19 protein-coding genes are annotated in these 23,986 nt (G+C 52.2%); 12 read left to right on the top strand and 7 right to left on the bottom strand.

Annotation, left to right across the window (positions count from 1 at the left end):
* Window positions 1–2: 2 nt before the first annotated feature.
* Window positions 3–1,691, top strand: a complete 1,689-nt coding sequence (gene fruA / locus ACLD4K_RS09710) for a PTS fructose transporter subunit IIBC (RefSeq protein WP_000854412.1) — start codon at window positions 3–5, stop codon at window positions 1,689–1,691.
* Between the two features lie 64 nt (window positions 1,692–1,755).
* On the opposite strand, the gene nfo is transcribed toward fruA, so the two are convergent.
* Window positions 1,756–2,613: a deoxyribonuclease IV gene (gene nfo, locus ACLD4K_RS09705; protein ID WP_411011762.1), complete on the bottom strand. Its 858-nt coding sequence runs from the start codon at window positions 2,611–2,613 to the stop codon at window positions 1,756–1,758.
* Window positions 2,614–2,691: 78 nt separating this feature from the next.
* On the bottom strand, window positions 2,692–3,741 hold the full coding sequence (locus ACLD4K_RS09700) for a YeiH family protein (protein WP_000137966.1): 1,050 nt from the start codon (window positions 3,739–3,741) through the stop codon (window positions 2,692–2,694).
* Between the two features lie 120 nt (window positions 3,742–3,861).
* Between ACLD4K_RS09700 and yieE the strand changes: the two genes are divergently transcribed.
* The 3 genes from yieE to cirA all read left to right on the top strand — a co-directional run bounded on the left by yieE (window position 3,862) and on the right by cirA (window position 8,722).
* Window positions 3,862–4,725, top strand: coding sequence for a DNA-binding transcriptional regulator YeiE (yieE, locus tag ACLD4K_RS09695; RefSeq protein WP_000548316.1), 864 nt, complete (start codon window positions 3,862–3,864; stop codon window positions 4,723–4,725).
* A 189-nt stretch (window positions 4,726–4,914) separates the two neighbouring features.
* Window positions 4,915–6,384, top strand: coding sequence for a lysine-specific permease (lysP, locus tag ACLD4K_RS09690; protein ID WP_079945176.1), 1,470 nt, complete (start codon window positions 4,915–4,917; stop codon window positions 6,382–6,384).
* Window positions 6,385–6,730: 346 nt separating this feature from the next.
* Window positions 6,731–8,722 carry a catecholate siderophore receptor CirA gene (cirA, locus tag ACLD4K_RS09685; RefSeq protein WP_411011761.1) on the top strand — a complete coding sequence of 664 codons (1,992 nt, stop codon included), beginning with the start codon at window positions 6,731–6,733 and terminating at the stop codon, window positions 8,720–8,722.
* 43 nt (window positions 8,723–8,765) lie between these two features.
* Here the strand turns inward: cirA and ACLD4K_RS09680 are convergent, their stop codons facing one another.
* Both ACLD4K_RS09680 and serB read right to left on the bottom strand, forming a co-directional pair.
* A complete protein-coding gene (locus ACLD4K_RS09680) occupies window positions 8,766–10,088 on the bottom strand; it encodes an MFS transporter (protein ID WP_411011760.1) in 1,323 nt (440 codons plus the stop codon).
* Between the two features lie 32 nt (window positions 10,089–10,120).
* The gene (gene serB / locus ACLD4K_RS09675; RefSeq protein WP_183059263.1) at window positions 10,121–11,008 is read right to left on the bottom strand and encodes a phosphoserine phosphatase SerB; all 888 of its coding nucleotides are present in this window, start codon (window positions 11,006–11,008) and stop codon (window positions 10,121–10,123) included.
* Window positions 11,009–11,224: 216 nt separating this feature from the next.
* Here serB and ACLD4K_RS09670 point away from each other — a divergent pair, with 216 nt between their 5' ends.
* Window positions 11,225–12,592 (top strand): L-serine ammonia-lyase, encoded by a 1,368-nt coding sequence (locus ACLD4K_RS09670; protein WP_411011759.1) that lies wholly within the window; start codon window positions 11,225–11,227, stop codon window positions 12,590–12,592.
* Between the two features lie 4 nt (window positions 12,593–12,596).
* A complete protein-coding gene (locus ACLD4K_RS09665) occupies window positions 12,597–12,986 on the top strand; it encodes a helix-turn-helix domain-containing protein (RefSeq protein WP_000876817.1) in 390 nt (129 codons plus the stop codon).
* Here the strand turns inward: ACLD4K_RS09665 and fghA are convergent.
* The gene (gene fghA / locus ACLD4K_RS09660) at window positions 12,975–13,832 is read right to left on the bottom strand and encodes an S-formylglutathione hydrolase (RefSeq protein ID WP_411011758.1); all 858 of its coding nucleotides are present in this window, start codon (window positions 13,830–13,832) and stop codon (window positions 12,975–12,977) included. The two genes, ACLD4K_RS09665 and fghA, sit on opposite strands and share 12 nt — an antisense overlap.
* Before the next feature lie 329 nt (window positions 13,833–14,161).
* On the opposite strand from fghA, the gene folE reads away from it, so the two are divergent.
* The 6 genes from folE to mglC all read left to right on the top strand — a co-directional run bounded on the left by folE (window position 14,162) and on the right by mglC (window position 21,336).
* The gene (folE, locus tag ACLD4K_RS09655; protein WP_183059265.1) at window positions 14,162–14,830 is read left to right on the top strand and encodes a GTP cyclohydrolase I FolE; all 669 of its coding nucleotides are present in this window, start codon (window positions 14,162–14,164) and stop codon (window positions 14,828–14,830) included.
* 14 nt (window positions 14,831–14,844) lie between these two features.
* Window positions 14,845–15,987: a DUF418 domain-containing protein YeiB gene (gene yeiB / locus ACLD4K_RS09650; protein WP_023224104.1), complete on the top strand. Its 1,143-nt coding sequence runs from the start codon at window positions 14,845–14,847 to the stop codon at window positions 15,985–15,987.
* A 149-nt stretch (window positions 15,988–16,136) separates the two neighbouring features.
* Window positions 16,137–17,159: an HTH-type transcriptional regulator GalS gene (gene galS / locus ACLD4K_RS09645; RefSeq protein ID WP_000628634.1), complete on the top strand. Its 1,023-nt coding sequence runs from the start codon at window positions 16,137–16,139 to the stop codon at window positions 17,157–17,159.
* A 498-nt stretch (window positions 17,160–17,657) separates the two neighbouring features.
* Window positions 17,658–18,656 (top strand): galactose/glucose ABC transporter substrate-binding protein MglB, encoded by a 999-nt coding sequence (gene mglB / locus ACLD4K_RS09640; RefSeq protein WP_001036942.1) that lies wholly within the window; start codon window positions 17,658–17,660, stop codon window positions 18,654–18,656.
* 133 nt (window positions 18,657–18,789) lie between these two features.
* Window positions 18,790–20,310: a galactose/methyl galactoside ABC transporter ATP-binding protein MglA gene (mglA, locus tag ACLD4K_RS09635; protein ID WP_000535907.1), complete on the top strand. Its 1,521-nt coding sequence runs from the start codon at window positions 18,790–18,792 to the stop codon at window positions 20,308–20,310.
* A gap of 15 nt (window positions 20,311–20,325) precedes the next feature.
* Window positions 20,326–21,336 carry a galactose/methyl galactoside ABC transporter permease MglC gene (gene mglC / locus ACLD4K_RS09630; RefSeq protein ID WP_001275101.1) on the top strand — a complete coding sequence of 337 codons (1,011 nt, stop codon included), beginning with the start codon at window positions 20,326–20,328 and terminating at the stop codon, window positions 21,334–21,336.
* Window positions 21,337–21,410: 74 nt separating this feature from the next.
* On the opposite strand, the gene preA is transcribed toward mglC, so the two are convergent.
* Both preA and ACLD4K_RS09620 read right to left on the bottom strand, forming a co-directional pair.
* Window positions 21,411–22,646, bottom strand: coding sequence for an NAD-dependent dihydropyrimidine dehydrogenase subunit PreA (gene preA, locus ACLD4K_RS09625; protein ID WP_000956097.1), 1,236 nt, complete (start codon window positions 22,644–22,646; stop codon window positions 21,411–21,413).
* Entirely contained in the window at window positions 22,640–23,881 is a 1,242-nt protein-coding gene (locus tag ACLD4K_RS09620) for an NAD(P)-dependent oxidoreductase (RefSeq protein WP_411011757.1), read from the bottom strand. The genes preA and ACLD4K_RS09620 overlap by 7 nt, the downstream gene beginning before the upstream one ends.
* Between the last annotated feature and the right edge of the window lie 105 nt (window positions 23,882–23,986).

Here is a 23,986-nt window from a genome sequence, read left to right as displayed (position 1 = left end):
TAATGAAAACGCTGCTGATAATTGACGCTAATCTCGGCCAGGCTCGCGCTTACATGGCGAAAACCCTGCTTGGAGCGGCGGCGCATAAAGCAAATCTGGAAATTATCGACAATCCGAATGATGCTGAGCTGGCGATCGTGCTGGGCGAATCTCTGCCGAACGACAATGCTCTGAACGGCAAAAAGGTTTGGCTGGGGGATATTGGTCGCGCCGTCGCGCATCCGGAACTGTTTCTGAGTGAAGCCAAAAGCCATGCGACCCCTTACAGCGCCCCTGCTGCGGCTGTTCCTGCGGCGAGCGGCGGTCCGAAACGCGTGGTCGCGGTAACGGCCTGCCCGACCGGCGTCGCTCATACTTTTATGGCGGCTGAAGCCATTGAAACAGAAGCGAAAAAACGCGGCTGGTGGGTAAAAGTCGAAACGCGCGGCTCCGTGGGGGCCGGCAATGCCATCACCCCGGAAGAGGTGGCGGAAGCGGATTTAGTGATTGTGGCGGCGGATATCGAAGTGGATCTGGCGAAGTTTGCCGGTCTCCCAATGTACCGCACGTCGACCGGCCTGGCGCTGAAAAAGACGGCGCAGGAGCTGGATAAAGCTGTAGCGGAAGCGACGCCGTATCAACCGGCGGGTAAGGCATCGCAAGCGGCGACCGAAGGGAAGAAAGAGAGCGCTGGCGCATACCGGCATCTGTTGACGGGCGTTTCTTACATGCTACCTATGGTGGTTGCCGGGGGACTGTGTATTGCGCTTTCCTTCGCCTTTGGTATTGAAGCCTTTAAGGTGCCGGACACGCTGGCGGCGGCGCTGATGCAGATCGGCGGCGGTTCGGCGTTTGCGCTGATGGTGCCGGTACTGGCGGGTTATATCGCTTTCTCCATCGCGGATCGCCCAGGCCTTACGCCAGGTCTGATTGGCGGTATGCTGGCGGTTAGCACCGGTTCCGGTTTTATCGGCGGGATCATTGCCGGCTTCCTTGCCGGGTATATGGCGAAGCTTATCAGTACCAAACTGAAACTTCCGCAAAGTATGGAAGCGTTGAAGCCAATCCTGATCATCCCGTTAATTTCCAGTCTCGTGGTGGGGCTGGCGATGATTTACCTGATCGGTAAACCGGTTGCCGGGATTCTGGAAGGGCTCACCCACTGGTTGCAAACCATGGGGACGGCAAACGCGGTGCTGTTGGGCGCGATTCTCGGCGGGATGATGTGTACCGACATGGGCGGCCCGGTGAACAAAGCGGCGTATGCGTTTGGCGTTGGTCTGCTGAGTACGCAAACTTACGCGCCGATGGCGGCGATCATGGCCGCAGGTATGGTACCGCCGTTAGCGCTGGGTCTGGCAACGATGGTGGCGCGTCGTAAGTTCGACAAAGCGCAGCAGGAAGGCGGTAAAGCGGCGTTGGTGCTGGGGCTGTGCTTTATCACTGAAGGTGCTATTCCGTTTGCGGCACGCGACCCGATGCGTGTACTGCCGTGCTGTATCGTTGGCGGCGCGTTGACCGGGGCCATTTCTATGGCGGTAGGCGCAAAATTGATGGCGCCGCATGGCGGTCTGTTTGTTCTGCTTATCCCAGGCGCAATTACGCCGGTATTGGGATACCTGCTGGCAATTGTGGCCGGTACGCTGGTGGCAGGGCTGGCTTATGCCGTCCTGAAACGTCCGGAGACGGAAGTCGCGGCAAAAGCGGCGTAAGAGAAACACGCTAAAAAAGGCAGAGCGCGCTCTGCCTTTTTTATTGCCTGAAGAACATTGAGCGTCAGGCCACCGCTTCGGCAATTTGCTGGGCTTTTAACCACGCAATCTCTTCCGCCCAGATATCAGGATTGATGGTCTCCAGTATCAGCGGAATACCGTCAAAACGCGCATCCTGCATAATCCAACGAAACGCATCGTGGCCGATATTGCCTTCACCCAGGCTGTGATGACGGTCAACGCGGCTACCGAAGGCGCTTTTGGCGTCGTTAAGATGCATTCCGCGCAAATACTGAAATCCGACAATTTTCCCGAATTCGGCGAACGTTTTTTCGCACGCCTCTGGCGTACGCAGATCGTATCCGGCGGCAAAGGCATGGCAGGTATCGATACAGACACCAACGCGCGACTTATCTTCCACGCCGTCGATGATGGCGGCTAACTGTTCAAACTCAAACCCCAGATTACTGCCCTGACCGGCTGTATTTTCGATAACCGCCGTAACGCCCTCGGTCTGCGCGAGGGCAATATTGATGGATTCCGCGATCCGCGCCAGGCAATCCTCCTGTGCAATCTGCATCAGATGGCTACCGGGATGAAAATTAAGCAAGGTTAAGCCGAGTTGTTCACAGCGTTGCATTTCATCGAGAAAGGCATCGCGTGATTTTTCCAGCGCTTCACTGACCGGATGGCCCAGATTAATCAGGTAACTATCGTGGGGAAGGATTTGCGCCGCCGAGAAATGATACTTTTCACAGGCGATTTTAAAGTCATTAATGACCTGGGGAGTAAGGGGGGCGGCACGCCACTGACGCTGGTTTTTTGTGAAAAGCGCAAAGGCCGTTGCGCCAATTTCAGCCGCGCGGGCAGGGGCGTTAGCCAGACCGCCAGCAGCGCTGACGTGCGCTCCGATGTATTTCATAAAAGACTCCTGTTAAACCCGCTAACGGTTCATTACGAACGCTATGATAACGGGTTAACAGGCGTGAAACGTAATAATTTATGCGATAAGGCTATGGATTAGGACGTTAATGGCGCCACCGCCAATAATCAGCCAGGCGAATAATGCCAGCGCCATCAGCAGCGGTTTCGCCCCCGCTTTTTTCAATGCGCTAACGTGAGTGGTCAGACCCAACGCCGCCATTGCCATCGCCAGCAGCACCGTGTCCAGCGTTACCAGCATATCCACCACGGCTTTCGGCAGCAGGTGGAAAGAGTTGAAGATCGCCACTACGATGAAGAAAATAGCAAACCACGGAATGGTAATTTTGCTTTTTTCCGCGCCGGTCGCCGGTGAAAGCTGTTTAACGCGCGCCGCCAGAATGATCAGGAACGGCGCCAGCATCATGACACGCAGCATCTTAGCGATAACTGCCGCATTTTCCGCATCCGGGCTAACGGCGTGACCCGCTGCGACCACTTGCGCGACTTCATGCATGGTTGAGCCGATATAGATGCCGTAAGTTTCCGGGCTGAACCAGTGCGCCAGCAGCGGATACATTGCCGGGTAAAGGAAAATGGCGATGGTGCCGAAAATAACGACAGTCGCGACGGCTACAGTAACCTTACTGGCTTCCGCTTTTACCACCGGTTCTGTCGCCAGTACCGCCGCCGCGCCGCAGATACTGCTACCGGCGCCAATCAGCCAGCTGGTGTGCCTGTCCAGACCAAAGACTTTTTGGCCTAAGAAGCAGGCCAGCATGAACGTGCTGGAAAGCGTTAATACGTCAATCACAATACCGCTAATACCCACATCGGCGATTTGTGAAAAGGTAAGGCGGAAGCCGTAAAGGATAATCCCTAAACGCAGTAAATGTTGTTTTGCAAACAGCACGCCGCCGTCGCATTGTTTCCATATTTGTGGATAGACGGTATTCCCGATAACCATACCCAGCAGGATAGCCAGGGTCAGGGCGCTGAACCCCGCGCCTGCAACGGCAGGGATAGCGCCGCCCCACAGGGCGACTCCTGTAATGACGGCGCTCAGAGCGAGCCCCGGTATAAAATGCCACATTGTACGACGATGATTCTGCAAGGTGAGTTCTGTCATAACCTTCTCCTGTATATGGACAATAAGGTTACGGTGATCTGGTTTAAAAATAAAATTGATTATATATTTATAATTAATCTTTATAAGTGGTAAGTGAAACGCTATCGGTGGGATACGACTATGCATATTACGCTACGACAACTTGAAGTGTTTGCTGAAGTACTGAAAAGCGGTTCAACAACCCAGGCGTCGGTCATGCTGTCATTATCGCAGTCCGCCGTTAGCGCCGCGCTCACCGATCTGGAAGGTCAGCTCGGCGTACAGTTGTTTGATCGGGTGGGGAAACGGCTGGTGGTCAACGAACATGGGCGCTTGTTATATCCGCGCGCGCTGGCATTGCTGGAGCAAGCGGTAGAAATTGAGCAGCTATTTCGTGAAGATAACGGCGCGATACGGGTTTATGCCAGTAGCACCATCGGCAATTACATTTTACCCGCCATGATTGCCCGCTATCGCCAGCATTATCCGGCCTTGCCGCTGGAACTCAGCGTGGGAAACAGCCAGGACGTGATTAACGCGGTGCTGGATTTTCGGGTTGATATCGGCCTGATTGAAGGGCCGTGTCACAGTACAGAGATTATCTCTGAGCCGTGGCTGGAAGATGAGTTGGTGGTCTTTGCCGCGCCGTCCTCGCCGCTGACGCAGGGGCCGGTGACGCTGGAACAGCTTGCGGCATCCCCATGGATTTTACGCGAGCGCGGTTCCGGTACGCGGGAAATTGTCGATTATTTGCTGTTGTCGCATTTGCCGCGCTTTCATATGGCGATGGAGTTGGGGAATTCAGAAGCGATCAAACATGCAGTGCGTCATGGACTGGGGATAAGCTGTTTATCGCGCCGGGTGATTGCTGAACAACTTCAGGCGGGAACCCTGGGCGAAGTCGCGGTGCCGTTACCGCGCCTGGTGCGCACGTTGTGGCGTGTTCATCATCGGCAGAAACATCTTTCTAACGCGTTGCAGCGTTTTTTGAGTTACTGTGAATAAAGGTGAAGAGGAGGGCTGCCCGGGCGGCATCGCCATTTTTAGTATCCGCTTACGTATACGTTATTCTCTGCTTTACTTATAATCCGTGGCCGGTCATGAAGGTCTCTTATAACCGCGCATTTGTGTCGGAAGGATAGTATTTCGTCTGTTACAATCGCGCCTCATTTTTTGGATGGATAGCATTTTCACATGGGTTCCAAAACTAAAACCACAGAAGCGCCCGCGCTACGTCGCGAATTAAAGGCGCGTCACCTGACGATGATTGCCATTGGCGGCTCCATCGGGACAGGTCTTTTCGTTGCATCTGGTGCGACAATTTCTCAGGCGGGGCCAGGCGGCGCGCTGTTTTCTTATATTCTGATTGGTTTGATGGTCTACTTCCTGATGACCAGCCTTGGCGAGCTGGCGGCCTATATGCCAGTATCTGGCTCGTTTGCGACATATGGTCAGAACTATGTGGAAGAAGGCTTTGGTTTCGCGCTGGGCTGGAACTACTGGTACAACTGGGCGGTGACTATCGCTGTTGACCTGGTTGCCGCGCAATTGGTGATGGGCTGGTGGTTCCCGGACACGCCGGGCTGGATCTGGAGCGCGCTATTCCTCTGCGTCATTTTCTTGCTGAACTACATTTCCGTGCGCGGTTTTGGCGAGGCGGAGTACTGGTTCTCGTTAATTAAAGTCGCGACCGTTATTATCTTCATCATCGTTGGCGTAGCGATGATTATCGGTATCTTTAAAGGTGTCGAGCCGGTCGGCTGGAGCAACTGGACGACGGGCGATGCGCCTTTTGCTGGCGGTTTTGCGGCAATGATTGGCGTCGCGATGATCGTGGGCTTCTCTTTCCAGGGAACTGAGCTGATTGGTATTGCCGCCGGGGAATCTGAAAACCCGGAGAAGAATATTCCGCGCGCGGTGCGTCAGGTGTTCTGGCGTATTCTGCTGTTTTATGTTTTCGCGATTTTGATTATCAGCCTGATCATTCCTTATACCGATCCAAATCTGCTGCGTAACGACGTCAAAGACATTAGCGTCAGTCCGTTTACCTTAGTGTTCCAGCATGCGGGCTTGTTGTCTGCGGCGGCGGTAATGAATGCGGTTATCCTGACAGCGGTACTGTCTGCGGGTAACTCCGGGATGTATGCCTCGACCCGTATGCTCTACACCCTGGCCTGTGACGGTAAGGCCCCGCGTATTTTTGCGAAATTGTCCCGCGGCGGCGTACCGCGCAATGCGCTTTATGCCACCACCGTGATTGCCGGTCTTTGCTTTTTGACCTCAATGTTCGGCAACCAGACGGTCTATCTGTGGCTGTTGAACACCTCCGGTATGACGGGCTTCATCGCCTGGCTGGGGATTGCTATTAGCCATTATCGCTTCCGTCGCGGTTACGTGATACAAGGGTATGATGTGAATGATTTGCCGTACCGTTCCGGGTTCTTCCCGCTGGGGCCGATTTTCGCCTTTGTACTGTGCCTGATTATTACGTTGGGGCAGAACTATGAAGCGTTCCTGAAAGATACCATCGACTGGGGCGGCGTCGCGGCGACCTATATCGGTATTCCGCTGTTCCTGATTATCTGGTTCGGCTACAAGCTGATAAAAGGTACGCATTTCGTGCGCTATAGCGAAATGCACTTCCCGGAACGCGTTAAAAAGTAACGCGGTATTCTCGTCATAGGCCAGATAGGCTTTATGCCGCTATTCGGCACGGACTGCCTGAACCTGACCCTTCTAACCCTCTCATTCGAGAGGGTTTTTTGTTTTTTCTTCATGATTGGTTCAAATGACATAATTATTAACAATTAAATTGATAATTATTATCGTTTGCTTTATCGTTACGCTCGAAATCAGAAAGGATGAAGATTCGGGCGCGACCGTCACTCATGAGCCCGACTCGCCTGCATAAAAAGAGTTCGCCGTGATAACCGTTATCGCAGGCGAAACGTAATGCGTTGTGAGCGATAACCGATTTTTTTTTGTCGTATTTACCTCATGGAGAAATGGAATGTTTAGGTTTAACCCTTTCGTTCGGGTAGGGCTTTGTATGTCCGCAGTTACGTTGGCCTGGCCGGTTGCCGCGGCAACGGATGATGGTGAAACCATGGTCGTTACCGCGTCCGCCATCGAACAAAATCTGAAAGATGCGCCAGCAAGTATCAGCGTCATTACCCAGCAAGATTTACAGCGCAGGCCCGTGCAAAACCTGAAAGATGTCCTGAAAGAGGTGCCGGGCGTACAGCTCACTAACGAAGGGGATAACCGTAAAGGCGTGAGTATTCGTGGTCTGGACAGCAGTTATACGCTGATCCTGATCGACGGTAAGCGCGTTAACTCCCGTAACGCGGTCTTCCGCCATAATGATTTTGATCTGAACTGGATACCGGTTGACGCTATCGAACGCATTGAAGTGGTGCGTGGCCCCATGTCCTCGCTGTATGGCTCCGATGCGCTGGGCGGTGTGGTCAACATTATCACCAAAAAGATTGGTCAGAAATGGCATGGCAGCGTCACGGTTGACTCCACTATTCAGGAACATCGCGACCGTGGCGATACCTATAACGGTCAGTTCTTTACCAGCGGTCCGCTGATCGACGGCGTGCTGGGAATGAAAGCCTACGGTAGCCTGGCGAAACGCGAAAAAGACGAGCAGCAGAGTTCCGCCACCACTGCTACGGGTGAAACGCCGCGCATTGAAGGATTTACCAGCCGGGATGGAAACGTCGAGTTTGCCTGGACACCAAACGAAAATCATGACGTTACCGCAGGCTACGGTTTTGATCGCCAGGACCGGGACTCCGACTCGCTGGATAAAAACCGTCTGGAACGGCAAAACTACGCGTTGAGCCATAACGGACGTTGGGATCTCGGCAACAGCGAGCTCAAGTTCTACGGCGAAAAAGTGGAAAACAAAAACCCCGGCAACAGTAGCCCTATCACGTCAGAAAGCAATTCGATTGACGGGAAATACGTTCTGCCGTTAGCGCCTGTCAACCAGTTCCTCACCTTCGGCGGCGAATGGCGTCACGATAAACTGAGCGATGCGGTGAACCTGACCGGCGGTTCCAGTACTAAAACCTCCGCCAGCCAGTATGCTCTGTTCCTTGAAGATGAGTGGCGCATCTTCGAACCGCTGGCGCTGACCACCGGTATTCGTATGGATGACCATGAAACCTATGGCGATCACTGGAGCCCGCGTGCTTATCTGGTCTATAACGCAACGGATACCCTGACGGTGAAAGGTGGGTGGGCCACGGCCTTTAAAGCGCCGTCGCTATTGCAATTAAGTCCGGACTGGACGACCAACTCCTGCCGTGGCGGATGCCGCATTGTCGGTAGCCCGGATCTGAAACCTGAAACCAGTGAAAGCTGGGAGCTCGGCCTTTATTACCGGGGTGAAGAGGGCATACTGGAGGGCGTGGAAGCGAGCGTTACCACGTTCCGTAACGATGTAGACGATCGCATCAGCATTAGCCGTACCGCTGACGTTAACGCCGCGCCCGGCTATTCCAACTTTGTCGGTTTCGAAACCAACAGTCGGGGACAGCGCGTTCCGGTCTTCCGTTATTACAACGTGAATAAAGCGCGTATTCAGGGCGTGGAAACCGAGTTGAAAGTTCCGTTTAACGAGGCGTGGAAACTGTCGTTGAATTACACCTATAACGACGGACGCGACGTCAGTAATGGCGGGAACAAGCCGCTTTCCGATCTGCCGTTCCACACCGCGAACGGTACGCTGGACTGGAAACCGACGCAGCTCGAAGACTGGTCATTCTACGTATCAGGGAATTATACCGGGCGTAAGCGGGCCGACAGCGCAACGGCGAAAACGCCGGGTGGGTACGTGGTCTGGGATACCGGCGCGGCATGGCAGGCGACGAAAAACGTTAAACTGCGTGCGGGCGTTCTGAACGTGGGCGATAAAGATCTCAAACGCGACGACTACGGTTATACCGAAGACGGACGTCGTTACTTTATGGCGGTGGATTACCGTTTCTGACAGAGACTGGCGACAGCCGCGTTTTGCCGCTGTCGCCAGAATGTTATAACCGATGCAGCCTGGAGAGCAGCGCCAGCGACAGAGTCGTTAGCAGAATGGCGATTAACGCATAGATATAAACGCCCGACCACGCCCAGCTATTTTTCACCATAATTACCGGCACACCGGCCATTGCCGCGCCGACATAGCTGAACAATCCCCGAAAGCCGGTAATCGATCCCGCCGCATCCTTATGGGTCACATCCAGACAGCCGACGGCAAAAAGCATATGCGGTCCGTATAAGGCGAAGCCCATGATGGTGAACAGAATCGCGGTGAGGGTGTAAGAGGTATCCTGAACCAGCGGCACCAGCACGATGCATATGCACAGCGCTAACGCGAAGATTAACCCGGTCATCCAGCGGTTACTTTTGAACATAAAGTCAGACAAGTAGCCTGCCAGCAACCCACCTGCCAGTCCGCCCGCCTCAAACCAGGAAATAATCGAGTTCGCTTTTATCAGGCTCCAGCCGTGAACCTGCGAATAGTAAATCTGCGGCCAGTCGTTAAGGATGGTGCGCGCAATATAAACCGACATATCGCCGATAATAATGATCCATACCAGTGGATTGGTCAGGATATATTTCACAAAAATCTGCCAGAAGCTCAGGTTGACCGGGCTGGCCTTGACCTGGGCCAGTTCCGTCGGGTCGTTACGCCACCGCCCCACGTTGGGCAAACCTAACGTACCGGGACGATCTTTAATGGTAAATAGCGCCACTATCCCCATCAGCAGCGAAATGGCGCCGGGAACATAAAACCCCATTTTCCAGCTACCGCTAAAGGCGATAGCAAAACTGGTCAGCAGCGGCGCGAGGCTGCCGCCGATATTGTGCGCCGCTTCAACGATAGCCCACCAGCGTCCCCGTTCGTTTTTCGAAAACCACGAGGCCATAATTTTCGCCATCGGCGGAAAGCTGGTGCCCTGTAATATCGCATTGAGACTGTACAACACGTAGAATGCCGCCACGCTATCGGAAAAGCCGAACAGAATATTTACAATCCCCACGCCAATCAGCACCGGGCCGGTCATGGCTTTCGGGTTAATTTTATCGACCAGCATCCCGCCGACAAACTTCATCGCGCCATAAAGAATGTAAAAAATAGAAGACATAATGGCGAAGTCTTCTGCGGTCAGCGACGTTTCCGTCAGCATGGCCGGCATCGCGGCGGAGAAGTTTTTACGGGTAAGATAAAAGACGGCATAAGAGATAAAGACCGAGGCGATAATCTCAAGACGAAATTTTTTATAGGTCTGGTCTATCTCTTTTTTCTCTTTTACAATCGGCTTATCGGGCTGGCTGAAAATAAATGTTTTTATACTCATTTTAAAATTCCCTTCCGGCGAGGTGAGTCGCGTTATAATTCATCTTCAATAAGAAAAAGAAGCAATTCGAAACCGTGATGATTAATCTGATGGTGGATTTTTTCCCGTACAACCGGCTTCGCCTTCCAGGCAATACCGGTGCCAGCATGTTCTAACATCGGCAGATCGTTGGCACCATCGCCGCAGGCAATAATATTCTCCGTGGCAATATTTAACCGGGCAGCCAGGTCAACCAGAGTCTGTTTTTTGTTTGCGGCATTCATAATCGGCAAGGTAATGTTATCCGTCAGAACGTTATCGCGTATTTCAACCGTATTCGAAAAGGCATAATCCAGTTGATACCGTTCTTTTAGACGCTGGGTGAATATATCCAGTCCCCCGGAGATAATCGCGGTTTTAAATCCTTTGGCCTTGATGACTGGCAGAATAGTTAACAGGCCTGGCGAAAGGGTCATGCGATCGCATACGGCGTTCAGCACTGCTTTCGGTGTGCCTTTCAACATTCCGATACGTCGGGTAAAACTGGCGTTAAAATCAAGCTTGCCCTCCATCGCCTGTTGGGTAATGGCGGTGATTTGCGTCGACATGCCAAGCTCGCGGGCAATTTCATCCACGCCTTCTTCCGCAATAAATGTCGAGTCCATATCAAACGCGATAATACCGTTAGCAGGCAGTGGCTGCGGCTTAATAAAAAAATCAAACTGCCATTGCAATGAGAGTTCGCGTAAATAGCGATAAAATTCAGGCGTCAGACATTCCGCTGGCAGCGTAAGCTTTAAATAAGCGGTATTGATAAGCGCGGCATAACGTTTATCAAATAATAGCGGAAACGGCATGGTGACGGCATTAAATAACGTTTCCTGTAATTTTTTCTGAAACGTATCGATATCCTGTGTAGTAATAAAATAAATAATGCTCATATGATAACTCCCTTAATTTACGGGTATTATAATGGCTCTTTTGCGGCGTGGAATCTTGTGCTATCACAGATATCACCGCCAGAAAAGGGCTAAAAAAGCGTTGTTTTTGATACCAGGTAAAGTTCAGACACAAAAGGTATCACTTTTGATATGCCAACTGTGCGAGGATGTTATTTATTACTGAACGCGAATGAGACTGAAAGGATTGATATAACGATGGAGAGTTGCCTTGATATATTCAAAATAGTAATAGGTCCATCCAGCTCACGTACCGTAGGGCCGATGCGCGCCGCCTGTCACTTTATTTCATTGCTCAGAGAACAAGAGACGTTGCCGCTAATTCGGGAAGTTGAAATCGAGCTGTATGGCGCGTTATCGTTAAGCCGCAAGTGCCACAATGTGGATACCGCCCTTTATCTTGGGCTGCTGGGCTACCAGCCGGAGAATGTCAATCTCCGTTCGCATATGGCGGTGATTAAGCGTGCGGAAAATGAAAACAAAATCGAACTCCCGCTCTCCGACGCGGGCGGAATCACGATAAAAGTCAAGATTATCGCCAATCACCAGGCGCATCCAGGCCATCCTTATGCCATGACGTTTCGCGCCAGAGATGATTATTTCACGGTGTATGCAGAGACCTGGTTTTCGACCGGCGCCGGGCAGGTTCGCAAGCATGGCGAGCCGCTGACGCCATCGCTTCCTTTGCGTACAGTGTCGCCCTTTGAATTTAGTCATGCCGCGCAGTTGCTGGCGCTGTGTCGGCATAACGGCCTGTCCGTGGCGGCGCTGATGATGAAAAATGAGCTGTGCCGCCACTCGCCACAGACATTGCAGAATTATCTGGTGCAAATATGGGACGTGATGCAGCAGGCGGTTTATCGCGGCCTGCATACTGAGGGGGTATTACCCGGTCCCTATCAGGTACCGCGGCGTGCCTGTGCGTTACATAAGACGTTACAGGCTAACCGTTCCGCCAGCGATTTTTTAACCGCGCTGAACTGGGTCAATGCCTTCGCGATTGCGGTAAGCGAAGAAAATGCCAGCGGCGGACAGATTGTTACCGCGCCAACTAATGGCGCGTGCGGCATCATTCCGGCAGCGCTCTGCTGGTATGATAAATTTGTCACGCCGCTGGAGCCCGGTGCTCTGACCCGTTTCTTCCTGACCGCCGCCGCTATCGCGATGTTGTTTAAACAAAACGCCTCTATTCTGGGATCTGAAGTTGGCTGTCAGGGGGAAATCGGCGTGGCGTGCTCAATGGCGGCTGCGGGCCTGGCTGAACTGATGGGCGCATCCGTGGAGCAAACGCTGAGCGCCGCTGAAATTGCCATGGAACATCATCTGGGATTGACCTGCGATCCGCTGGGCGGACAGGTACAAATTCCCTGCATAGAGAGAAATGCCATCTCTGCCGTGAAAGCGATAAACGCGGCGACGATGGCGATGAGTCGTGTAAGCGAACCCTGTATTTCGCTCGATGAGATCATTGCTGCGATGTACGAGACCGGTAAAGACATGAGCGCTAAATACCGTGAAACGTATCATGGTTCGCTGGGGAAAATTCAGCCGCGCAAGAGAGGGTAACAGCGTGAAATACAATACGATGAATAACGACGAGATTATCCTGTCGTTGTGCGCCCGCTTAAAGGAGACGCGTCTGTCTCTTTCGATGACCCAGCAGCAGCTTGCCGATCGCGCGCACGTTGGCATTGCCACCATCAAGCGTATCGAGAAGGGGGGAGGGCTCAATCTTGATACGTTAATTTCTCTCCTGCGGGCGCTGGATAAGTTGCATAATCTTGATGCGGTGCTGTTTGAATCCGAGCTGCGTAATTTTCACGAAAGTTATGAAGGCGGAGAGGGCAGCGGCCGCCTTCAGGTACGCCAGCAGGCCGCGGATTTAAATAATAAATCTTCCGCGCCGCAGTCGGAGGAGGTGAATTACAGCGCGGCGCTGGAAAATTCATTATGTTGGTGACGTCTCACGCTCGTCCCGTAAATACCGGGCATGAAAGCGCAGATGGTCCTCGATGAAGGACGCAATAAAATAATAGCTATGATCGTAACCGGGCTGGATTCGTAGCGTCATCGGCCAGGCGGTTTGCCGCGCGGCTTCCGCCAGTACGGCGGGCTGAAGTTGATCGGCGAGGAATTGATCGCTGTCGCCCTGATCGATGAGCACAGGAATGGCGTCCTGCGGCTGGCTGGCCAGCATTAATTCGCAGCTATCCCACTCAGTCCACGCTGATTCATCGTCGCCGAGATAAGCGGTAAGCGCTTTGATTCCCCACGGCACGCGGCTGGGGTTGACGATGGGCGCAAAAGCAGAGACGCTGGTGTATTTGCCCGGATTTTTCAGCGCCATGATTAACGCGCCGTGGCCGCCCATCGAGTGCCCGCTGATGGCGCAACGGTCGCTGACGTTAAACTGTGTCTGGATAAGCGCCGGAAGCTCATCGCGCAGGTAATCGTACATACGATAATGGCTGGCCCAGGGCGGCTGTGTGGCATTGAGATAAAACCCGGCGCCGTGGCCTAAATCGTATCCGCTATCGTTGGCGACCTGTTCACCGCGTGGACTGGTATCCGGCATCACCAATACAATGCCCAGTTCTGCTGCGATACGCTGCGCGCCTGCTTTGGTGGTAAAATTCTCATCATTGCAGGTCAATCCGGACAACCAGTACAGTACCGGAGGCGGTTCATTATCCTGAGTCGGCGGAAGAAAAATGCTGAATGTCATGGCGCAGTTTAGCGTGGCGGCATGATGACGCCAGCGCTGCTGCCAGCCGCCAAAACATCGGTGCTCTTCGAGCATTTCCATGCGGGGGCTCCTTTTATGGTGAACCTGATAAGGTATGCAGATTCTTCATAATACAGATTATTCACCGCGTTGTGAGTAACTTTCACTTCCGTAATACATAAACATGCTTCATCATTTAAATAACGTTGCGTTAACAAATATGCCCTTTGTCCTGCCAGCATTCTCGCACCGGAAAAGATGTCATGAAAGGCAGCGACAATTTCAACAATTATGGGCGTGAATACTGGATTATGTGCGCTACCTCACGCACAATAATCACACTGTCACAATATTGACAAACTTTGCCCCATGTAGGGCAGAGGCGCCACACCTGCAGGAGAACACGATTAATGCCATCACTCAGTAAAGAAGCGGCCCTGGTTCATGACGCGCTGGTTGCCCGGGGGCTGGAAACGCCGCTGCGCCCGCCTATGGATGAACTGGATAATAAAACGCGAAAAAGCCTTATCGCAGGGCATATGACTGAGATTATGCAGTTGTTGAATCTCGATTTGAGCGATGACAGTCTGATGGAAACGCCGCATCGTATCGCTAAGATGTACGTTGACGAGATTTTCGCCGGCCTCGACTATGCCAATTTCCCGAAAATTACCCTCATTGAAAATAAAATGAAGGTGGATGAAATGGTCACCGTCCGCGATATCACGCTGACCAGCACCTGTGAACATCACTTTGTGACCATTGATGGCAAAGCGACCGTCGCGTATATCCCCAAAGATTCCGTGATCGGCCTGTCGAAAATTAACCGCATCGTGCAATTCTTCGCCCAGCGTCCGCAGGTTCAGGAACGTTTGACCCAACAAATTCTGACGGCGCTGCAAACCTTGCTCGGCACCAATAATGTAGCGGTATCGATTGATGCGGTGCATTACTGCGTGAAAGCGCGCGGTATTCGTGACGCAACCAGCGCCACGACGACGACGTCGCTGGGCGGATTGTTTAAGTCCAGCCAGAATACGCGCCAGGAGTTTCTGCGTGCCGTTCGCCATCATCCATGATTAAGGCGGAGACGATGGAGCGTAATGTCACGCTGGATTTTGTACGTGGCGTTGCCATCCTCGGTATCCTGCTTCTTAACATTAGCGCCTTTGGATTGCCGAAGGCGGCTTATCTCAATCCCGCCTGGTATGGCGCGATCGTTCCCGAAGACGCCTGGTCCTGGGCGATTCTCGATATTGTGGCGCAGGCTAAATTTCTTACGCTGTTCGCATTGTTGTTTGGCGCGGGGCTACAAATGCTGCTTCCGCGTGGTAAACAGTGGATTCAGTCGCGCTTAACGCTATTGGTACTGTTAGGTTTTATCCATGCGTTATTCTTTTGGGACGGCGACATTCTGCTGGCCTACGGTCTGGTCGGATTAATTTGCTGGCGACTGATACGCGACGCGCCTTCGGTAAAAAGCCTGTTCAATACCGGCATACTCCTTTATCTGGTCGGGATTGGCGTGCTGCTGCTGCTGGGCGTGGTATCGAGTAGCGAAACCAGCCGCGCCTGGACGCCGGATGCGTCGGCAATATTGTATGAAAAATACTGGAAGCTGAACGGCGGCATGGAGGCTATCAGCAACCGGGCAGAGATGCTGTCAAATAGTTTACTGGCGCTCGGCGCGCAGTATGGCTGGCAACTGGCAGGTATGATGCTGCTGGGCGCTGCGCTAATGCGTAGCGGCTGGCTGAAAGGTCAGTACAGTCTGCGGCACTATCGCCGTACCGGGGTTCTGCTGGTGGCGTTAGGGCTAATGATCAACCTGCCTGCGGTCATTTTACAATGGCGGCTGGACTGGGCGTACCGCTGGTGCGCCTTCTTATTGCAGGCGCCGCGCGAACTGAGCGCGCCGTTGCAAACGCTGGGCTATGCCGCGCTGATGTTTGGCTTCTGGCCGCAGCTTAGCCGATGCAGACTGACGCTTGCCATTGCCTGCGTAGGGCGAATGGCGCTGACCAATTATCTGCTGCAGACGATCATCTGTACCACGCTGTTTTATCAGTTTGGCTTATTTATGAAATTCAATCGACTGGAACTCTTGTTCTTTGTCGTTCCGGTATGGGCAATAAACCTTCTCTTTTCCGTCATCTGGCTACGTTTCTGGCGACAGGGACCGGTCGAGTGGTTATGGCGTCAACTGACGTTGCGCGCGTCAGGATCGCTCAGATAACGATCTGGATCACATTCATTAACAAAATGGCTGTAACCGTTTCCATCCCTGTGATGTTTCTCACGCAGCCCTGGGCAGGGTGCTGACAAAATAGCCGCCTGCTAACGGGGCATTTGTGAGCATTTTTGAACTCAAACAGGGCTGTGAATATGATCACCATTCGTGATGTAGCGCGCCAGGCTGGCGTGTCTGTAGCGACCGTTTCCCGCGTACTGAATAACAGCGCGTTGGTCAGTCCCGACACCCGTGACGCCGTTATGCAGGCCGTCACCCTGCTGGGATATCGGCCAAATGCGAATGCGCAAGCGCTGGCCACCCAGGTGAGCGACACCATCGGCGTCGTGGTCATGGATGTTTCCGATGCCTTTTTCGGCGCTCTGGTGAAAGCCGTAGATCTGGTCGCGCAGCAGCACCAGAAATATGTTCTCATTGGCAACAGTTATCATGAGGCGGAAAAAGAGCGCCATGCGATTGAAGTCTTGATCCGTCAGCGTTGTAACGCATTGATTGTTCACTCAAAAGCCTTAACCGATCGCGAGCTGAGCGACTTTATGGATCAGATCCCCGGTATGGTGCTGATTAACCGTATCGTGCCGGGTTATGCGCATCGTTGTGTCTGTCTCGACAATGTGAGCGGCGCCAGAATGGCGACCCGAATGTTGCTGAATAATGGACATCAACGCATCGGCTACCTGGCCTCCAGCCACCGTATTGAAGATGACGCGATGCGCAGAGAAGGGTGGTTACACGCGCTGCAAGAGCAGGGGGTTGCTGCGTCGGAGAGCTGGATTGGCACCGGTACGCCGGATATGCAGGGCGGCGAGTCGGCAATGGTTGAGTTGCTGGGACGCAATCTGCAACTGACGGCGGTATTTGCCTATAACGATAACATGGCGGCGGGCGCGCTGACGGCGTTAAAAGATAACGGCATCGCCATTCCCTTGCATCTGTCTGTCATCGGTTTCGATGATATCCCTATTGCTCGTTATACCGATCCTCAGTTGACTACCGTGCGCTATCCTATTGCTTCTATGGCGAAAATCGCGACCGAGCTGGCGTTACAGGGGGCCGCAGGCACGCTGGATATCACGGCGACGCACTGCTTTATGCCGACCCTGGTACGGCGCCATTCGGTGGCGTGGCGACAGAATGCGGTACTGATCACTAACTGATTACGCCCCGCATGTAACCGTTTTCAATCTGTGAGTAAATTCACAGTTTATTAACATTGTGATAGCTATGATGACAACGTTTGTCGCACTGTAACTAATGTGTAACAGTTAGTTGTCAGTTTTGCTGGGGTATTTCGCTTATAAAAACCGTTATCACAATATCCCGCGACTACCGGACAAAAATAAAGAGTTGAATAAGAGCCTATCCCATTAGGGCTATTTTACTTGCCATTTTGGACTTGGGCAGTGCTCGCCAAAACGCGTTAGCGTTTTGAACGCCGCTAGCGGCGGCCCGAAGGGCGAGCGTAGCGAGTCAAACCTCACGTACTACGTGTACGCTCCGGTTTTTGCGCGCTGTCCGTGTCCAAACTGGCTGCGCCAATAACGCCTGGTGGGATAGGCTCTAAATACGCTTCGGCGTTCAGTAACACGCGTTAACGTGCTGAACAGCCGGGCATTTTTTTACGCTATACCCTACATAATAAAACCGGAGCTACCATGAATAAGAAGGTACTGACCCTTTCTGCCGTGATGGCAAGTCTGTTATTCGGCGCGCACGCGCACGCGGCTGATACTCGTATTGGCGTGACGATTTATAAATATGACGATAACTTTATGTCCGTGGTGCGTAAGGCTATTGAAAAAGATGGCAAATCCGCGCCGGATGTTCAGCTACTGATGAATGACTCGCAAAACGATCAGTCCAAACAGAATGATCAAATTGACGTTTTATTGGCGAAAGGGGTTAAAGCTCTGGCGATTAACCTGGTCGACCCGGCAGCCGCCGGTACGGTGATTGAGAAAGCGCGCGGGCAAAATGTGCCGGTGGTGTTCTTTAACAAAGAGCCTTCCCGCAAAGCGCTGGACAGCTATGACAAGGCGTATTATGTCGGGACTGACTCTAAAGAATCCGGGGTGATTCAGGGCGACTTGATTGCCAAACACTGGCAGGCGAATCAGGGTTGGGATCTGAATAAAGACGGTAAAATTCAGTATGTTCTGCTGAAAGGCGAGCCGGGGCACCCGGATGCTGAAGCCCGTACGACGTATGTGGTGAAAGAGTTAAATGATAAAGGTATTCAGACCGAGCAACTGGCGTTAGACACCGCCATGTGGGATACCGCGCAGGCAAAAGATAAGATGGATGCCTGGCTGTCTGGCCCGAACGCTAACAAGATTGAAGTGGTTATCGCGAATAACGATGCGATGGCGATGGGCGCGGTAGAGGCGCTGAAAGCGCATAATAAATCGTCGATTCCGGTCTTTGGCGTCGATGCGTTACCGGAAGCGCTGGCGCTGGTGAAATCAGGCGCGATGGCCGGTACGGTACTGAATGACGCTAACAATCAGGCGAAAGCGACATTCGATCTGGCGAAAAACCTCGCCGAAGGCAAGGGCGCGGCTGACGGCACCAACTGGAAGATTGAGAATAAAATCGTGCGCGTGCCTTATGTCGGCGTGGACAAAGATAATCTGAGCGAATTTACCCAAAAATAACTTTTCCGTCTGTGGGCGCAATTTTGTTGCGCCCTGAAACCGTGGAAGGGTGACGCGCCGCAGACCGGATAACGTATTTCTTTTGCCATCCGGCGCGGATAGTCATAATTAAAAAGGCCGACAGGGTATCATTATGGGCAGCACGATCTCTCCGCCGTCGGGTGAATATTTGTTGGAAATGCGTGGCATTAACAAATCATTTCCCGGCGTGAAAGCGCTTGATAATGTCAACTTAAACGTTCGTCCGCACTCTATTCATGCATTAATGGGCGAAAACGGCGCAGGCAAATCAACATTATTAAAATGTCTTTTCGGTATTTATCAAAAAGACTCCGGCAGCATTGTATTTCAGGGAAAAGAAGTGGACTTCCATTCGGCGAAAGAAGCGCTGGAGAATGGGATTTCGATGGTACACCAGGAGTTAAACCTGGTATTACAACGTTCGGTCATGGATAACATGTGGCTGGGACGTTATCCCACCAAAGGTATGTTTGTCGACCAGGATAAAATGTACCAGGATACCAAAGCGATATTTGATGAACTGGATATCGATATTGACCCACGCGCGCGCGTAGGAACGTTATCCGTTTCGCAAATGCAGATGATCGAAATTGCGAAGGCGTTTTCCTATAACGCTAAGATCGTTATTATGGATGAACCGACCTCATCGTTAACTGAGAAAGAGGTTAATCATCTGTTCACCATTATTCGCAAGCTGAAAGAACGCGGCTGCGGTATTGTTTATATCTCGCATAAAATGGAAGAAATTTTTCAATTGTGCGATGAAATTACTATCTTGCGCGACGGTCAGTGGATTGCCACCCAGCCGCTGGAAGGGCTGGATATGGATAAGATCATTGCGATGATGGTCGGGCGTTCCCTGAACCAGCGCTTTCCGGATAAAGAAAATAAGCCGGGCGATGTGATTCTGGAGGTTCGTCACCTGACCTCGCTGCGCCAGCCTTCCATTCGCGATGTCTCCTTTGATTTGCACAAGGGCGAAATTCTGGGCATTGCCGGTCTGGTTGGGGCAAAGCGTACCGATATCGTCGAAACGCTGTTTGGCATTCGTGAGAAGTCGTCCGGGACAATCACTTTACATGGCAAGAAAATTAATAATCACACTGCGAACGAAGCGATTAACCACGGTTTTGCGCTGGTGACGGAAGAACGTCGTTCCACCGGAATTTACGCCTATCTGGATATCGGATTTAACTCATTAATTTCGAATATCCGTAATTATAAAAATAAAGTGGGCTTACTGGATAATTCCCGGATGAAAAGCGACACCCAATGGGTCATTGATTCCATGCGGGTAAAAACGCCGGGGCATCGCACGCAAATTGGTTCGCTTTCCGGCGGCAATCAGCAAAAGGTGATCATTGGTCGCTGGCTATTAACGCAGCCGGAAATACTAATGCTGGACGAACCGACCCGCGGCATTGATGTCGGCGCAAAATTTGAAATTTATCAGCTTATTGCGGAACTGGCGAAAAAAGGCAAGGGGATCATCATTATCTCTTCTGAAATGCCGGAGCTGTTAGGGATTACCGATCGTATCCTGGTGATGAGTAACGGTCTCGTTTCCGGCATTGTCGATACTAAAACAACAACGCAAAACGAAATTTTGCGTCTTGCTTCTTTGCACCTTTAAGATCAGGGGCTCCTTATGAGTGCGTTAAACAAGAAAAGCTTTTTGACCTGGCTGAAAGAGGGCGGAATTTACGTCGTTCTTTTAGTGTTGCTGGCGATTATTATTTTCCAGGACCCGACTTTTTTAAGTTTGTTGAATTTAAGTAATATTCTGACGCAATCTTCGGTACGTATTATTATCGCGCTGGGCGTGGCGGGACTCATTGTCACCCAGGGGACAGACCTGTCGGCTGGGCGTCAGGTGGGGCTGGCGGCGGTCGTGGCGGCCACATTACTGCAATCAATGGAAAACGCCAATAAAGTGTTTCCGGAAATGGCGACCATGCCGATTGCGCTGGTCATCCTGATTGTCTGCGCGATTGGCGCGGTGATTGGCCTGGTGAACGGCATCATCATTGCTTACCTGAACGTGACGCCGTTTATTACCACGCTTGGCACGATGATTATCGTTTATGGGATCAACTCCCTTTACTATGACTTTGTCGGCGCTTCGCCCATTTCCGGCTTTGACAGCGGCTTTTCCACCTTTGCGCAGGGCTTTGTGGCGATGGGCAGTTTCCGGCTCTCCTACATCACCTTTTACGCTCTGATTGCGGTAGCGTTTGTCTGGGTGCTGTGGAATAAGACCCGCTTTGGTAAAAACATTTTTGCTATTGGCGGCAACCCGGAAGCGGCAAAAGTTTCCGGCGTAAACGTGGCGCTGAACCTGCTGATGATTTATGCGCTCTCCGGCGTGTTTTATGCCTTCGGCGGCTTACTGGAAGCAGGGCGTATTGGTTCTGCCACCAACAACCTCGGCTTTATGTATGAACTGGATGCGATTGCCGCGTGCGTGGTCGGGGGCGTATCGTTTAGCGGCGGAGTGGGGACGGTCTTCGGCGTGGTGACCGGCGTCATTATCTTTACCGTCATCAACTACGGCCTGACCTATATCGGGGTAAACCCGTACTGGCAGTACATTATCAAAGGCGGCATTATCATTTTCGCCGTGGCGCTGGACTCGCTGAAATACGCGCGTAAGAAGTAGTTCTCCAGACCTATTGCTTTGCTTATCAGATAACCCGGCGCAGCGAAACTGCGCGCCGGGCTTCATACCGTGAGCTACAGCGTTAACGCGTGTTCTTTTTCGCCTTTTTTAAATTTGACCTCGCCTAAATCAATACAGGCGACCGGGCAGACATGACCGCACAGCAGACAACCGACGCATTTTTCCGTATTGCAATGCGGCGTGCGGCTGTGTTCATCCCACTCCATCGCCTGATGACCGCCGTCATAGCAGGAGATATAGCAACGTCCGCAGCCGACGCATTTCTCCTGATTAATCCGCGGATAGACGATATAGCTGCGATCCAGCTCTTCCGCCGGGATAATATTGCCATTCGCCAGCCCGATCATCTCCTGTAATGAGGCAAATCCCTGATCGGCCAGATAGTGGCTGAGGCCGCTCGCCATATCTTCTACAATGCGGTAACCGTATTGCATAATGCCTGTCGTCACCTGTAGGGTCGCTGCGCCCAGCAGCAGAAATTCGGCAGCGTCTTCCCAGGTTTCAATGCCGCCGATACCGCTAATCGGGAAATCGCGCAGTTCAGGGTGCATTCGCAACTGCTGGATAAAACGCAGCGCAATGGGTTTCACCGCTTTTCCTGAATAACCGGAGATGCTGGATTTACCGTTAACCACCGGCATCCCGATTTTGCGGTTCAGGTCGATGTTAGTAATGGATTTCACGGTGTTGATGGTGGCGATACCGTCGGCTCCGCCGCGTTTGGCGGCCAGCGCGACTTCACACATATCGCCAATATTCGGCGTCATTTTCGCCAGCATTGGCAAAGATGAACCGCGTTTTACGGCGCGGCAGTATTTTTCAACCAGCTCCGGGCTTTGCCCTACATCGCTTCCCATGGCGTGTGAGGTCATCTGCGGGCAAGAGAAGTTACACTCAATCATATCCGCGCCGGCTTCCTCAACCAGACGCGCCAGTTCCTGCCACTGCTGCTCATTTTCCCCCATGATGGAAGCAATCAGCACCTTATCCGGATAATCCTGTTTTAGCCGTCGAATGGCGGCCAGATTCTCTTCCAGCGGATGCTCAGCAATTTGCTCCATGTTTTTGAAACCAATAAAACCGGTATCTTCTTTCGTCAGGTGGTCAAAACGTGGAGAGACTTCGTTGGCAATAAAAAAACCAATGGTTTTAAAAACGATCCCGCCCCAGCCGGTATCATAGGCTTTGGCGCACATCTCATAACAATTGCCTACCGGAGAAGAAGAAAGGCAAAACGGATTGGGAAACTTAACGCCGCAAAAGGTAACAGACAAATCTTTTGTTAACATGAGCAGGCCTCCTCTAAATAATGATGAATAGCCTGAGCGGCTTCTTTTCCGGTTTTTACCGCATAAACGACGGTCTTATCGCCTTTAACAATATCGCCAGCGGCAAAGATCGCCGGGTCGTCGGTTTGATAATTGTGCGTGTCGATAATATTATGCTGCGCTTTTATCTCCGCAAAGTTATCCAGTCGCGCGTGCTGCCCCACGGCCAAAATAATATTTTCCGCTTCCAGCGTCAGTTCTCCTGAGTGGCGTACATGGTGGAAGGTCACTTTATTTCCGCTGACGGCGACAGGCGTAAAGCCATCAATAATCGATACGCCTAATGCCTGCGTGCTGGTAAATTCTTTTTCGCTGGCGGGGAATTCGGCTAATTCTTCCCGCGCCACGCAGGTGACGGAAGGGCAGCCGAGAATTTTTAACGTACTGGCGACATCCATCGCTACGTCGCCGCCGCCAATAATTAATGCGCTACGCGGAACGCTAATATCGCCGTCGGCCTGACGGGCGCGCTGTAAAAAATCAACGGCAATCTCTACGTGACTGGCTTGCTCAAATAACGGTAAATGAGAGCCACAGGACATCCCGACGGTCATCAGCACGGCGCGATATTCGGCTTTGAGTTGCGCAAGCGATAGCGACCCGCCCACCTCACAATTACATTTAATATTGACGCCCATTTCTACAATGCGGGCAATTTCCTGATCGAGTACGCTTTGCGGCAGACGAAATGCCGGGATGCCGTGACGCAGCCATCCGCCGGGCTGCGGCTGTTTTTCGTAAATGGTGACGTCATAGCCTAAATGCGTGAGCGTCACGCTTGCCTGTAAACCTGCCGGGCCCGCACCAATAATTGCGACTTTCCCGCGTGTTTTACTCCCGGGCTGATAAATCTGCATGGCAGTCTGCTGTTCAAAATCGGTAATAAAACGTTGCAGGCGTGCAATATCAATAGGTTTATCTATTCCGGAACGTGTACATCCGCGCTGGCATAATTTTTCCGTCGGACAGACTCTGGCGCAGACGGCGCCAAGCGCGTTATTTTCCCGGATAGTTTCCGCTGCGCCTTTAAAATTGCGAAAGTAAATAGAACGAATAAATTTCCCCGGATCGGTTTGCGCCGGGCAAGCCTGACTACAGGGCGCATCGTGACATAATAAACAACGTGAAGCCTCTTTTATTGCCAGTAATGGCGTAAAACCAGGCGTGAGTTCATCCAGATAATTTTGTTGCGGCATATAATCTTCCTTAATGCTTGAATAAATTAAGGCGAAACGCAAATAACGCGTTTTAATGATCCAAAATCTACCGCCAGCCTAAGCATTGAAAGAAGGGTATTCTGT

Source organism: Salmonella sp. 741265055_HSA (genome assembly GCF_046569525.1).
GTDB classification, from domain to species: domain Bacteria; phylum Pseudomonadota; class Gammaproteobacteria; order Enterobacterales; family Enterobacteriaceae; genus Salmonella; species Salmonella enterica.
The sequence above is the reverse complement of the archived record's forward strand: the minus strand, read 5'-3'. Positions and strand labels throughout refer to the sequence as shown.